Source organism: Micromonospora sp. PLK6-60, from assembly GCF_019890675.1.
GTDB lineage: Bacteria > Actinomycetota > Actinomycetes > Mycobacteriales > Micromonosporaceae > Micromonospora.
This window is the reverse complement of record NZ_JAIOAA010000009.1, coordinates 181,239-194,303: the sequence shown is the minus strand read 5'-3', so window position 1 is coordinate 194,303 and position 13,065 is coordinate 181,239. Positions and strand designations below refer to the sequence as shown.

The following is a 13,065-nucleotide window of genomic DNA, read 5'->3' as shown; positions in this document are numbered from 1 at the left end:
GGCGGTCACCGACGGGTGTCGGTGGCGTGGGCGGCGTGCCGGCGGCGGCCCAGCCAGCCGCGCGGGTGGCGGCGGGGCAGCGCCCGGGCCAGCCGGTCCGCCTCGGCGTCGGCCTGCAGCTCGGAGGCGTGGGTACGGTGGATGGTGAGCAGGAAGTCTGCGTCGTTGCCGAACATCTCGGTGCACCTCTCGTGCGGTGGGGTGTTTCCCTGTCGACATCGACTTTCCGCCCGAAGGTGCCCCTGAGGCATGGGGCCGGTACCTCATCTTCGCCCCCGCCACCCTCCTTACGCCGGGTCGGCGCGGCCCCTCGGCGGCGTAAGGTACTCAGCGGCCGGCCGCGGATCACCGGCCGGGCGGGCGCCCACTAGACTCTGCGGCATGGCAAAGCCCCAGGAGAAGGTCTCGTTCGGCCAGCGGCTGAAGCAGATCGGGATGGTGTTCCGGTTCACCGCCAAGCAGGATCGGTGGTTCGCCCCGCTGGCCGCCGCGGCGGTGCTGATCCCGCTCGCGCTCACCGTGGTCGCGGTGGTCCTCTGGGGCTGGATCTGGCTGCCGGTCGGCATCCTGTTCGCCCTGCTCGCCGTGCTGATCGTGCTCAACCTGCGGTCCAACCGGGCGATGATGAACGCCGCCGAGGGGCAGCCCGGCGCGGCGGCGCAGATCATGGAGAGCATGCGCGGCGACTGGCGGGTGACCCCGGCCGTCAGCTCCACCACCCAGATGGACATGGTGCACCTGGTGCTGGGCCGGCCCGGGGTGATCCTGCTGGCCGAGGGGAACCCGCAGCGGGTGCGCGGCCTGCTCGGCCAGGAGAAGCGGCGGCTGGCCAAGGTCATCGGCACCGCGCCACTGCACGACTACGTGATCGGCCAGGACGAGGGCGAGCTGCCCATCCGCAAGCTGCGGATGACGCTGATGCGGCTGCCCCGCACCCTCTCCCCCAAGGACGTCAACGCCCTCGACAAGCGGCTCAAGGCGCTGACCGCCCGGCCGCAGCTGCCCAAGGGCGCGATCCCGAAGAACATGCGGCCGCCGCGGGGCGCGTACCGGCAGACCCGGGGCCGCTGACCCCGACCGTGCCACCGGAGCCGGGCCCGTCGTCGACGGGCCCGGCTTTTCCGTACGCCGGCTTCCAAGATCACCCTCGATCCCGGAAGTAGTGGCCTCCAGGTACCGCCGAGGCCACTACAACCGGGATTAAGCATGATCTTGGAGCGCGCCGGGCGGCGCGAGCGGTCGGCGCGGGCGTCAGGAGGGGGCGCGGGCGGGGCGGGGTGCGGCGGTGATGACCGAGCCGGTGAGGCGGTCGTGCAGGCCGCGCCGGTGCTCGTCCATGATCAGCGGGGGCACCACCAGGCAGAGCAGCGCGCCGCGCAGCAGCGCCCGGATCAGCCCGATCCGGCCGCCGTCGGCCCACGCCACGCAGCGGACCCGGGTGATGTACATGCCGGGGGTCTGGGCGAACAGGCCGAGGAAGAAGCCGTACTCCAGGATCAGCACCAGGACCGGAGCCCAGCCGTCGCGTACCGGGTCGGCGAAGAAGTTGGACACCAGCAGGCAGAGCACCCAGTCGATGATCAACGCGCCGAACCGGCGGCCGAGGGTGGGCGGGACGAACCCGGGATCCCGGGCGGGCGGTACGGCGGGCGGCGTGGTCACAGTCGCCAAGGGTAGTCAGCGGCCGGCGGCGGCCGGCACGCACGGTCACGGCGACCGCTTCCCGCACCCCTCGGGAATTGGGACCAAACACGTTGAACTGCGACAGTACCCCTCGGCGGGTATCGTGCGAACGGACATCCGGCGGCACCAGAGCGGCGGGGATGACGCTGCGCGAGCGACGTAACACGGCAGAAACACTGGAGACACTGCCGGGCAACCCTGCGGTCATACCGTCGCCAGGAGCCCAGCCACCGGAGTGGACCTGCCAGGAGGACGTGTGTTCGCCAATCCCGAGGAACTCCTGCGATACCTCAAGAACGAGGACGTGAAGTTCGTCGACGTACGTTTCTGTGACCTGCCCGGGGTGATGCAGCACTTCAACATCCCGGTCGAGTCGGTCAACGACGACCTCTTCACCGACGGCCTCGCGTTCGACGGCTCGTCGATCCGCGGTTTCCAGGCGATCCACGAGTCGGACATGCTCCTGCTCCCGGACGTCGCCACCGCGTTCATCGACCCGTTCCGCGCCCAGAAGACCCTCGCGCTGAACTTCTTCATCCACGACCCGTTCACCCGCGAGGCCTACTCGCGTGACCCGCGGAACGTGGCCAAGAAGGCCGAGGCGTACCTGGCCGCCAGCGGCATCGCCGACACCGCATACTTCGGCGCCGAGGCGGAGTTCTACATCTTCGACTCGATCCGCCACGAGACCTCCGCCCACCAGTCGTTCTACTACATCGACTCGATCGAGGGCGCCTGGAACACCGGCCGCGAGGAGGAGGGCGGCAACCGCGGCTACAAGACCGCCTACAAGGGCGGCTACTTCCCGGTGCCGCCGGTCGACCACTACGCCGACCTGCGGGACCGGATCGTGCGCCGGCTGGTCGACACCGGCTTCACCGTGGAGCGCTCGCACCACGAGGTCGGCACCGCCGGCCAGGCCGAGATCAACTACAAGTTCTCCACCCTGCTGCACGCCGGTGACCAGCTCCAGCTCTTCAAGTACATCGTGAAGAACGAGGCCTGGGCCAACGGCAAGACCGCCACCTTCATGCCGAAGCCGCTCTTCGGCGACAACGGCTCGGGCATGCACACCCACCAGAGCCTCTGGCTGAACGGCGAGCCGCTGTTCTACGACGAGACCGGCTACGCCGGCCTGTCGGACACCGCCCGCTGGTACATCGGCGGCCTGCTGCACCACGCCCCGTCGCTGCTGGCCTTCACCAACCCGACGGTCAACTCGTACCGCCGGCTGGTGCCGGGCTTCGAGGCGCCGGTCAACCTGGTCTACTCGCAGCGCAACCGCTCCGCCTGCACCCGCATCCCGGTCACCGGCAGCAACCCGAAGGCCAAGCGGGTCGAGTTCCGGGTGCCGGACCCGTCGGCGAACGTCTACCTGGCCTTCTCGGCGATGATGATGGCCGGCCTGGACGGCATCAAGAGCAAGATCGAGCCGCCGGCCCCGATCGACAAGGACCTGTACGACCTGCCGCCGGAGGAGTGGGGCGACGTCAAGCAGGTGCCGGGCTCGCTGCCGGCCGTGCTCGACGCCCTCGAGACCGACCACGACTACCTGCTCGACGGCGGCGTCTTCACCCCCGACCTGATCTCCACCTGGGTCGACTGGAAGCGGAGCAACGAGGTGGACCCGGTCCGCCTGCGTCCCACCCCGCACGAGTTCGCCATGTACTTCGACTGCTGAGCGGTCGACACGGGTTCCACCAGCACCAGCACCGGCCCGGGCCGGCTCCGCGCACGCGGGGCCGGCCCGGCCACGTATCGCCCCCCGTAATACCTTCGCGTCCGATACATTGTCGGGCGTGGACACTCCCCTACGCGAACCCACGTACCTGATCCTCACCGCGCTCGCCGGCGAGCCGATGCACGGATACGGCCTGATCGGCGAGGTGGCCGCGCTCTCCGACGGCCGGGTGTCGCTGCGCCCCGGCACCCTCTACGGCGCCCTCGACCGGCTGGTCGACGCCGGCCTGGTCGAGGTCGACCGGGAGGAGGTGGTGGACGGCCGACTGCGCCGCTACTACCGCCTCTCCCCCGACGGCTCGGGCACCCTGGCCGCGGAGACCGAACGGATGCGCCGCAACGTCGAGGCGGCCACCACCCGGCTGCGCCAGCGGGCCGGCACCACCACGCGGCTGGCGGGAGGGCTGGCATGACCGAGCTGGAACGGCGCTACCTGCGGCTGCTCTGGGCGTACCCGGCCGCGTACCGGCGGGCCCGGGGCGCCGAGATCGTCGGGACGTACCTCGACCTGGCCGCGCCGGGGCGGCGCTGGCCCACGCCGGCGGACGCCGTCGACCTCGCCCGCGGCGGCCTGGCCGCACGCCTGCGCGCGGCCGGGGCCACCGACCTGCTGCCCGGCGTACGCCTCGCCGCCGCGCTCGCCTTCGTCACCGCGACGGCGCTCGCCGCGATCTGGACGGTCCTGGAGGTCCAGCCGCCGAACCCGGAGTTCGACCTCCCGACCTTCGGCCAGCTCCACAGCGTCGGCGTGGTGGTCTGGGCGGCCTGGCTGCTGGCGGCACTGGCGTACGCCCTCGCCCCGCACCGCGTCGCCCGGGCCACCCGGTGGGCGGCCGTCCTGCTCACCGCGCTGGTCACCCCGGTTGCCGCGCTGGCCGGCCTACCCCGGCCACCGCTGTTGCTGCTGGTCCCGCAGCTCGTGCTGGGCCTCGTCGCGCTCGGCCTGCCCCGGCGACCGCCGGTCTGGGCCCGGGTCGCTCCGCTGCTGGTGGCCGCGCTGGCGGCGGCAGTCGGCGTCCACTGGTTCGGCCGCGAGGTCTTCGGCACCGACTACTACGGCTTCCTCGTCCTCCAGGCACCGGTGGTGGTGGCCGTCGTCCTGCTGCTGGCCACCATCGTGCTCGCCCTCGACCGGGCCCGGCGACGAGACTTCCGCGGCGGCTGGGCACTGCTGATCCTGCTCACCCCGATCGGCCTGCTCGCCGTCCGGGAGCTGGCGGGCTCCGTCGAGCGCAACCCGGACTGGGCGACGCTGGCGGCCACCGCCGCGGCGGTCGGCCTGCTCGGACCGGGGCTGCTGCTGGCGGCGCTGACCGCCCGCCTCCAGGTTCTGCCGGAGCGACCGACCCCGCCCTGCCCCACCTGCGGGTCATCCCGCTGAATCTGCGCTCCGGTCCGGTGCCCTGGCCCGGAGAGTCGTGCCGCTGCGGACGCGCTGGCCCGGAGAGTCGTGCCGCTGCGGACGCGCTGGCCCGGGGAGTCGTGCCGCTGCGGACGCGCTGACCTGGGGAGCATTCGCCTGCGAACGGGCCGGCCCGGAGCCGGCGGTACCCCATCCGCGCGCTACCAACTTGACCTCACAAACGAATCACCGACCCCGCTCATCGCCGCAAACCGGCGCAACCGAGCGGCCAAATGATTCGTTCACGACATCAAGTTGGTAGGGCGCGGAACGCACCCTCCCGGCCCGGGCGGCGGCACGCCGGAAGTCTGCGAGCAGGCCGCCCCCAACAACCGAACCGGGCCGACGGCCCAGGCCAGACCCAACCGACCACTACACCAACGACCCCGCCAGACCGAGCGACCAGGCCATGACGACCACCCACCCCAAACCGAACGACTCCGCCAGACCGAGCGACCAGGCCAGACCGACCAGGCCAGGCAAGGCAAGGCAAGGCCGACGGAGCACGCCAGGCCGACGGGTGCCGGCGAGCGGTCAGCCCGGCTCCGGGGCTCGCCACCGGCGACGCAGCGCGGCGCGAGTGCCGAGCACCGCCGCGACCAGCACCAACAGGGTCATCCCGACCGCGCCCGGCGCCTTCGTGTACGCGGCCAGGCTGCTGCCGTCCGGCAGGGTCAGGAAGGAGGCCGCCGCGCTGGGCAGCACGAACCAGCGCGTCCGGGCCGGCGGGACGGTCGCCACCGCGAGCACCAGCAGCGGCCAGGTCGCGTACCAGGGGTGGAAGACCGGGGCCGCCAGCACCGTGGCGGCCAGGGCCAGGCCGGCGCCGAGCAGCGCCACCCGGGGCCGGGCCGCCGCCAGCCGACGCACTCGCCCCCGGACGTCGTTGAGCCGGCGCAACGCCGACCAGGCCCACCACCAGAGGGCGGCGAGCGCCACCACCAGCAGCACCAGCGCGGCGAGCCGGGCCACCGGCACGGCGGGCCAGCGCGCGCCGGCCGCCTCGCCCAGGTAGTCGCCGACCAGGCCGACGGCGGTGGGCGGCGAGGTCCACTGCCGGGAGTCTCCGCTGTGCGCCAGCCCGCCCAGCCAGCCGAGGCCGAGCCCGGACAGCAGCGAGGTCGCCGCCAACGCGCCGAGCACCCCGGCCGCGAGCAGCGCGGCGTCGCGCGCCAGGGCCCGGACGGTGTACCGGCCGAGCACCGCGAGCAGTGCGGCGAACGGCAGCACCACCACCGCGGTCGCCTTCACCGCCAGCGCCAGCCCGAACAGCGCCCCGGCGACCAGCAGCGCGCGCGGCCGGCCCGGCCGCCGGACCAGCACCAGCAGGCCGAGCAGCAGCAGGCCCAGCGCCACCGCGTCGTTGTGCGCGCCGGCCACCAGGTGCACCCCGACCAGCGGGCAGGCCAGCGCCAGCCAGGCCGCCCGCCGGGTCGGCACCCCGACGGCCCGGGCCAGCCCGGGCAGGCAGAGCGCGGCGAGCAGCACCCCGAGCACGGCGTACAGGCGCAGCACGGCAAGCGTGCCGACCAGGCCGCCGCCCACCGTGGCGGCCAGCGCGGCGAGCAGCACGAAGAACGGCCCGTACGGTGCGGGGGTGTCCCGCCAGATCGGCGCCACCGCGTCCGCCCACGGGCAGCCGGCCGCCGCCACCCCACCGGCGTACGGGTCGTGCCCCGCCGCGTACGCCCAGCCCTGGCAGGCGTACGAGTAGACGTCCCGGCTGCCCAGCGGCGGCGCGGCCAGCAGCGGCAGCAGCCACAGCCCGGCGGTCAGGTACGCCCACCGGGTCGACGGGGCGCCGGTCCTCAGCGCCCACCAGGCACCGACCAGCAGCCCGGTGCCGAGCAGCCAGCAGGCCAGCACCAGCGGCCCGCACCCGGCGCGCCACAGCTCACCGAACCCCTGGCCGGCGGTGCCGGGCAGCGCCCCACCCAGCCAGCCGGCGACGGCCAGCAGCACCGCGCCGGCCAGGCCACCCCAGCGGGCCACCCGGGCCGGTCCGGGCCGGACCGGCTCCTCGGGCGCGGCGGTGTGCGGCACCGGCAACCCTTCCTCGCTCGGCGGGTCCGGTGACGCCGGCACCGACCCCGGCGGCCCGAGGTGGATGCGCCGGCCCGGCGTCAGGTCGACGCGGTCCGCTCGGCGGGCGTCGGGGCCGGTCGGCGCTCCGCCCGAGCCGACCGTACCAACCGCACGGCCGCCCAGATCATCAACAGCGTCATCAGCTGCGCGCCGGGTGTCTTGGTGTACCGGGCCAGGCCGGTGCCGTCCGGCAGGATCAGGAAGGAGGAGACCAGCGCGACCACCAGGTACCACTTCTGCCGTACCGGCGCGGTGGCGGCGAGCACGGTCAGCGGCCAGATCCAGTACCACGGGTGCACCACGGGCGACAGCGCCACGGTCAGCGCCAGCGCCAGCCCGGCGTGGTACATCGGATCGGGCCGCCGGACCGCCCGGAACCAGAGCAGCACCAGCAGCACCGCCAGCAGCACCACGGCGATCCCCCGGGTCACCGGCAGCGCGTCGATGTGCGCGCCGAACAGCCGCGCCACCTGGCCGACGGTCTGCCCGACGGCGGTCGGCGGCGAGGTCCAGGCGACCGCCACCCCGCCCTCGGAGAGCCCGCCGACCCAGCCGAAGTCGAGGCCGCCCGCGTAGGTCACGCCGACCACGGTGGCGACCGCCCCGCCGACCACCCAACCGCCGTCGCGGATCAGCGACCGGATCGAGAACGCCCCGGCGATCGCGGCCAGCGCGGCGAACGGCACCACCACCACGGCGGTCATCTTGATCGCGCAGGCCAGCCCCAGCAGCACCCCGCCGCCCAGCAGCGGCCAGCGCCGGCCGGGCCGGCTCGCCACCACGGCCAGGCCGGCGACCAGCACGCCCACCATCAGCCCGTCGTTGTGCGGCCCGCCGATCACGTGCATGGCGACCAGCGGGCAGGCCAGCGCCAGCCAGAGCGCCCGCGCCGGGGACACCCCGCAGCGCCGGGCCAGCGCCGGCAGCGCGTACGCGGTCAGCAGCACGCCGCCCAGGGCGAGCGCCCGGAACACCACGATGCTCGCGGTCAGCGAGCCGGTGGCCTTCACCACCGCCCCGGCGATCACCACGAACAGCGGCCCGTACGGCGCGGGGGTGTCCCGCCAGATGTAGGAGATGGTGTCCAGCCACGGGCAGGGCAGCGCCGACACCCCCTGCTCGTACGGGCTGATCCCGGCCGCGAAGCTCGCCCCCTGGCAGGAGTACGCGTAGACGTCGCGGCTGCCGAACGGGGCGGCGAACAGCATCGGCAGCACCCAGAGCGCGACGGTGAGCAGCACCCAGCGGCTCGACGGCACGTCGTCGCGCAGCCGCCACCACGCCCACACCAGCGCGGCGGTGCCGACCAGCCAGAGCGAGAGCAGCAGCGGCCCGTGCGGGCCCTGCCAGATCTTGACCGGGTTGGTGCGCAGCGAGGCGTCCGGCAGCGCCCCGCCCAGCCAGGCCGCGACGGCCAGCAGCAGGGATCCGGCGAAGCCCGTCCAGCGGGTCAGCCGCGGTCGGTCCACGGTCAGCATCTCCCGTTCGGCAGCAGGGAACTCGACACCCGGTAGTCGCCCGGGGCGGCGGCCCGGAGCGTGGTGAAACCGTCCTCGCCGGGCGCGAGGCAGCCATCGGGGCCGGTCAGGCTCAGCCAGCGCGACCAGCGCACCCGCACCGGCACGTCACCGGGGCCGGACACGGCGAGCCGGACCTGCACCCGGTCGGCGGCGACCAGCCGCCCCGGGGCGCCGACCAGCGGCGTCGGGTCGACCACCGCGTACAACCGCCAGGTGGCGTCCCGCCAGACCTCGCGCAGGTACGGCTGGCCGGCGGCGATCAGGTCGGCCTCCTCGCGACCGTACCGGTCGGGCACGCTGTCCGGGGCGACCGCCACGTAGGCGACCGCCTCCCGGCGCAGCCACCGCTGGTAGTCGTCCGCGTCCAGCCCGTCGGCGTAGAACAGCGCGTTGCGGCCGGTGTCGACCTGCCGCTCCCAGCCCCGGGCCAGCGGCACGGTCGGCGGCAGGTACGCCGACTCCCAGTGGTCGCGCAGCGGCACCACCTCGACCCGGCCGACCAGCTGGCGGCGGGCCAGCTCGTCGGCGAGCGGCCGGTAGAACGCCGCGCCGGCCTCCACCGAGCCGGCCCGGCTCAGGTCGTTTGTCATCCACGGCGGCTGCCACCAGATCATCGCGGCGAGCAGCCCGGCCAGCCAGGCCGGGGGCAGCGCGGCGAACGCGGCGGCCACCGGCAGCGCGAACAGCAACGACAGCCGGATCGCGTTGGACCCGACCGGGCTGGGCAGGTAGAACGCGGCGACCACCAGCAGCACGGTGAGCGCCGCGCCGATCCGCAGCGCCCGCCGGCGGCGGGGCAGCACGAAGAAGACCAGCACGGCCAGTGCCACGTTGATCCGCATCGACTCCGAGGCGTACGGCTGGGTGCCGCCGTTGCCGAACAGCGCCGCCATCGGGGCCAGCGCCACCGCCGGGGCGAGGCAGAGCACCAGGCTCTCCGCGACCGGGCGGTCCGACCGCCAGCCGCCGGGCAGCGGCCGGCCGGGGCCGGGGCCGCGGCGCAGGCCGGCCAGCAGCAGCGCCGCGCCGGCCAGCCCGGTGAACAGCCCGGCGACCGGGCTGGCCCAGGTGGCCAGGGCGGCGAGCAGCGCGGCGAGGACCAGCCGGACCGGTCGGGGCGGGCGCCGCGCCGACACCGCGACGCAGGCGGCCAGCCCGAGGGCCAGCCCGACGGCGAAGGTGACCCGGCCGCTGGCCAGGTTGCCGACCAGCACCACCGCGCCGAGCAGCCCGCCGAGCAGCGGCCGGCGGGCCCGGTGCCGGACCAGCAGCGCGGCGAACGCCGCCGCGCCGGCCACCGCGGCCAGCACGCCGAGCGGGCGTACCCCGATCAGCGCGCCCAGCCCGCCGGTGAACAGGCTGTAGCCGAACTGGTTCACCCCGCCGTACCAGCCCAGGTCGACCGGGGTGGTGCCGTAGCGGGCGGCGAAGTCGGCGCGGGCCACCTGGGCGGCCAGGTCGGTGCCCATCGGTCCGGCGAGCAGGAACGCCACGCCGAGGGCGGCGGCGAGCACGGCGGCGGCCGCGACCACCACCGGGCCGGACGCGGACCGCCGCGCCGGCGCTGCGGGGGCGGGCCGGGCGGTCGGTTCAGGCATCCAGCACCCGTTCCATCGCCGCCCGGGAGCGCCGGCCGGTGCGCAGGTACTCGTCGAGGAACTCCCCCGGGTCCTCGCCGCCGAGCAGCCGGACCACCCCGGCCAGCTCCACGCCGTGCCGGGGCAGCTGGTCACCGGAGCGGCCCCGGACCAGCATCAGCGCGTTGCGGACCTGCGCGGCGAGTGTCCAGCCGGCGGCCATCGCGGCGGCGTCGTCCGGGTCGACCAGGCCGGCCTCGCGGGCCGCGGCCAGCGCGTCGAGGGTACGGGTGACGCGCAGCCGCGGGTGGTCGCCGGCGTGCCGCAACTGGAGCAGTTGGACCGCCCACTCCACGTCGGCCAGCCCGCCCCGGCCCAGCTTGGTGTGGGTGGCCGGGTCGGCGCCCCGGGGCAACCGCTCGGTCTCCACCCGGGCCTTGATCCGGCGGATCTCCACCACCTGTTCCCGGCTCAGCCCGCCCGCCGGCCAGCGCACCGGGGCGATCATCGTCTCGAACTCCGCGCCCAGGTCCGCGTCGCCGCAGACGAACCGGGCGCGCAGCAGCGCCTGCGCCTCCCACACCTGAGACCAACGGGCGTAGTACTGCTGGTACGCGGCGAGGCTGCGCACCAGCGGGCCCTGCCGCCCCTCGGGGCGCAGGTCCGCGTCGACGCCCAGCGCCGGGTCCGGGGCGGGCATGCCGAGCAGCCGGCGCAGCTCCTCGGCGACGCCGTGCGCGGCGGCGCTGGCCGCGCTCTCGTCGCCACCGGCCGGCGGATCGTAGACGAAGAGCACGTCGGCGTCGGAGAGGTAGTTGGACTCGTACCCGCCGAGCCGGCCCATCCCGATCACCGCGAAGCGCAGCCCGGGCAGTTCCTGCTTGGCGGCGCGGGCGGTGCGCAGCGCGGCGGTCAGCGTGGCGTCGGTGACGTCGGCGAGCGCGGTGCCCACCGCCACCACGTCGACGAGCGGCGGCGTCGCCGCGCCCCGGTCGGGGCGGGGAGCCAGCCCGCCGGCCCGGCTGAGCACGTCGGCGCAGGAGAGCCGGACCAGCTCCCGGCGGCGCAGCGCGCGGACCGCGCGGGTGGCCTGTTCGGGGTCGGTGTGCCGGGCGGCGGCGGCGGTGAAGCCGTCGCAGAGCACCGCCCGGGCGCGCGGGGTCAGCTCGGCATCCTCGGCCAGCAGCCGCAGCGCCTCGGGCTCGCGGGCCAGCAGGTCGGCGGCGTACCGGGCGGAGGAGAGCACCCGGGCCAGCCGCCGGGCCACCGGACCCTCGTCGCGCAGCAGCCGCAGATACCAGGGGGTGCTGCCGAGCTTGTCGGAGACCTGCCGGTAGTTGAGCAGCCCCCGGTCCGGCTCGGGCGCGTCGGCGAACTCGCTGAGCAGCACCGGCAGCAGGGTGCGCTGGATGGCGGCGGTCCGGCTGACCCCGCCGGTGAGCGCCTGGAGGTGGCGCAGCGCCCCGGCCGGGTCGGCGAAGCCGAGCGTCTTCAGCCGGTTGCGGGCCGCCTCCGGGGTGAGTCGCAGGCCGTCGGCGGGCACCCGGGCCACCGACTCCAGCAGCGGCCGGTAGAGCAGCTTGGCGTGCAGCCGGCGTACCTCGGCGGCGTGCGCGACCCAGTCGGCGCGGAACGCCTCGACGGCGCTGCGCCCGGGCGTGGCCTGGTAGCCCAGCGCGCCGGCCAGCCAGCGCAGCGCGGCCGGCTCGGTCGGCACGGTGTGGGTGCGGCGCAGCGCCTGCAGTTGCAGCCGGTGTTCGACGCCGCGCAGGAACCGGTAGCCGCGCAGCAGCGCCTCGCCGTCGGCGCGGCCGACGTAGCCGCCGGCGACCAGGGCGCGCAGGGCGGGCACGGTGCCGCCGACCCGCAGCGCCTCGTCACCCCGGCCGTGCACCAGTTGCAGCAGCTGCACGGCGAACTCGATGTCGCGCAGCCCGCCCGGGCCGCGCTTGATCTCGCGGTCCAGCTCCTTCGGCGGGATGTTCTCGATGATCCGGCGGCGCATCGCCCGGACGTCCTCGACGGCCTCCGGGCGCTCGGCCGCGGTCCAGACCAGCGGGGCCAGCGAGTCGATCCACTCCCGGGCCAGCGCCAGGTCACCGGCGGCCGGCCGGGCCTTGAGCAGCGCCTGGAACTCCCAGGTCCGGGCCCAGCGCCGGTAGTAGGCGAGGTGGCTGGCCAGGGTACGGACCAGCGGGCCCCGGTTGCCCTCGGGCCGCAGCGCGGCGTCGACCGGCCAGGCGACCAGCCCGCAGACGTGGATCAGCCGGGTGGCGACGGTGGTGCCCGCGGCCAGGTCGGCGTCCTCGGCGGCCACGAAGATCACGTCGACGTCGGAGACGTAGTTCAGCTCGTCGCCGCCGCACTTGCCCATCGCCACCACGGCCAGCCGTGGTTCGGGCGTACCCTCCGGCAGCTCCGCCACCGCGATCCGGTACGCGGCGGCGAGGGTGGCGTCGGCCAGCGCGGACAGCGCGGCCATGGTCTGTTCCAGCCCGCGCCCGCCGGTCAGGTCGGCCGCCGCGATCCGCAGCAGCGCCAACCGGTACGCCTGCCGCAGCACCGCCACCGGCTGGCGGGACGGGGTCAGCCGGCCGGCCAGTTCCAGGTCGAGCCGGCCGTCGGCGGTGGGGGCCAGCCCGTCCGGCGCGGTGGTCAGCACCGTCCACTGGGCCGGGTTGGCGACCAGGTGGTCGCCGAGCGCGGCGGAGGCGCCCAGCACCGCGATCAGCCGGCGGCGCAGGCCCGGGTCGTCGTGCAGCGCGCCGAGCACGGTCGATCCGCTGCCGCCGCCCGGTGTCGGCGTGGCGCCCGGGCCGTCGCCGGCGGCCCGGCGTTCCGCCTCGACCAGCCGGTGCAGCTGGCGCAGCGCGAGATCCGGGTCGGCCGCGCGGGAGAGCCCGGCCAGCAGCTCGGCGGCCGGCTCGTCGACCGGTTCCTGCTCCTCGACCCGCCACAGGCCCAGCCCGTCGGGGCCGAGCAGGTCGGCGGCGCGCGCCGCGCCGTCCCCCTCCGCGAAGCCGTACCGGGCGAGGCGTCCCCTGGCCGGTCTGGTCAT

10 protein-coding genes are annotated in these 13,065 nt (G+C 75.4%); 4 read left to right on the top strand and 6 right to left on the bottom strand.

Annotation, left to right across the window (positions count from 1 at the left end; genetic code table 11):
• Positions 1-5 precede the first annotated feature (5 nt).
• On the bottom strand, positions 6-176 hold the full coding sequence (locus tag K7640_RS19085; RefSeq protein WP_222956223.1) for a hypothetical protein: 171 nt from the start codon (positions 174-176) through the stop codon (positions 6-8).
• 205 nt (positions 177-381) lie between these two features.
• Between K7640_RS19085 and K7640_RS19080 the strand changes: the two genes are divergently transcribed.
• Positions 382-1,071 (top strand): DUF4191 domain-containing protein, encoded by a 690-nt coding sequence (locus K7640_RS19080; RefSeq protein ID WP_222956222.1) that lies wholly within the window; start codon positions 382-384, stop codon positions 1,069-1,071.
• 180 nt (positions 1,072-1,251) lie between these two features.
• Here K7640_RS19080 and K7640_RS19075 read toward each other — a convergent pair whose 3' ends face one another.
• Positions 1,252-1,662, bottom strand: coding sequence for an RDD family protein (locus K7640_RS19075; protein ID WP_222956221.1), 411 nt, complete (start codon positions 1,660-1,662; stop codon positions 1,252-1,254).
• Between the two features lie 277 nt (positions 1,663-1,939).
• Between K7640_RS19075 and glnA the strand changes: the two genes are divergently transcribed.
• The 3 genes from glnA to K7640_RS19060 all read left to right on the top strand — a co-directional run bounded on the left by glnA (position 1,940) and on the right by K7640_RS19060 (position 4,804).
• Positions 1,940-3,364 (top strand): type I glutamate--ammonia ligase, encoded by a 1,425-nt coding sequence (gene glnA / locus K7640_RS19070; protein ID WP_222956220.1) that lies wholly within the window; start codon positions 1,940-1,942, stop codon positions 3,362-3,364.
• Between the two features lie 118 nt (positions 3,365-3,482).
• On the top strand, positions 3,483-3,836 hold the full coding sequence (locus K7640_RS19065) for a PadR family transcriptional regulator (RefSeq protein ID WP_222956219.1): 354 nt from the start codon (positions 3,483-3,485) through the stop codon (positions 3,834-3,836).
• The gene (locus K7640_RS19060) at positions 3,833-4,804 is read left to right on the top strand and encodes a hypothetical protein (protein WP_222956218.1); all 972 of its coding nucleotides are present in this window, start codon (positions 3,833-3,835) and stop codon (positions 4,802-4,804) included. Before K7640_RS19065 ends, K7640_RS19060 begins: the two co-directional genes overlap by 4 nt.
• A gap of 555 nt (positions 4,805-5,359) precedes the next feature.
• Here K7640_RS19060 and mptB (K7640_RS19055) read toward each other — a convergent pair.
• The 4 genes from mptB (K7640_RS19055) to K7640_RS19040 all read right to left on the bottom strand — a co-directional run bounded on the left by mptB (K7640_RS19055) (position 5,360) and on the right by K7640_RS19040 (position 13,065).
• Positions 5,360-6,868 (bottom strand): polyprenol phosphomannose-dependent alpha 1,6 mannosyltransferase MptB, encoded by a 1,509-nt coding sequence (gene mptB / locus K7640_RS19055; RefSeq protein ID WP_308042599.1) that lies wholly within the window; start codon positions 6,866-6,868, stop codon positions 5,360-5,362.
• Positions 6,869-6,948: 80 nt separating this feature from the next.
• Positions 6,949-8,388, bottom strand: a complete 1,440-nt coding sequence (gene mptB, locus K7640_RS19050; RefSeq protein ID WP_222956216.1) for a polyprenol phosphomannose-dependent alpha 1,6 mannosyltransferase MptB — start codon at positions 8,386-8,388, stop codon at positions 6,949-6,951.
• Positions 8,382-10,028 carry a hypothetical protein gene (locus tag K7640_RS19045; protein ID WP_255609422.1) on the bottom strand — a complete coding sequence of 549 codons (1,647 nt, stop codon included), beginning with the start codon at positions 10,026-10,028 and terminating at the stop codon, positions 8,382-8,384. Before K7640_RS19045 ends, mptB (K7640_RS19050) begins: the two co-directional genes overlap by 7 nt.
• On the bottom strand, positions 10,021-13,065 hold the full coding sequence (locus K7640_RS19040) for a bifunctional [glutamine synthetase] adenylyltransferase/[glutamine synthetase]-adenylyl-L-tyrosine phosphorylase (RefSeq protein WP_222956215.1): 3,045 nt from the start codon (positions 13,063-13,065) through the stop codon (positions 10,021-10,023). The genes K7640_RS19045 and K7640_RS19040 overlap by 8 nt, the downstream gene beginning before the upstream one ends.

Bases quoted from the DNA above. Each gene is read 5' to 3' on its own strand.
- K7640_RS19085 (WP_222956223.1), bottom strand. From the start codon at position 176: ATGTTCGGCAACGACGCAGACTTCCTGCTCACCATCCACCGTACCCAC.
- K7640_RS19080 (WP_222956222.1), top strand. From the start codon at position 382: ATGGCAAAGCCCCAGGAGAAGGTCTCGTTCGGCCAGCGGCTGAAGCAG.
- K7640_RS19060 (WP_222956218.1), top strand. From the start codon at position 3,833: ATGACCGAGCTGGAACGGCGCTACCTGCGGCTGCTCTGGGCGTACCCG.
- mptB (WP_222956216.1), bottom strand. From the start codon at position 8,388: ATGCTGACCGTGGACCGACCGCGGCTGACCCGCTGGACGGGCTTCGCC.
- K7640_RS19045 (WP_255609422.1), bottom strand. From the start codon at position 10,028: ATGCCTGAACCGACCGCCCGGCCCGCCCCCGCAGCGCCGGCGCGGCGG.
- K7640_RS19040 (WP_222956215.1), bottom strand. From the start codon at position 13,065: ATGACCAGACCGGCCAGGGGACGCCTCGCCCGGTACGGCTTCGCGGAG.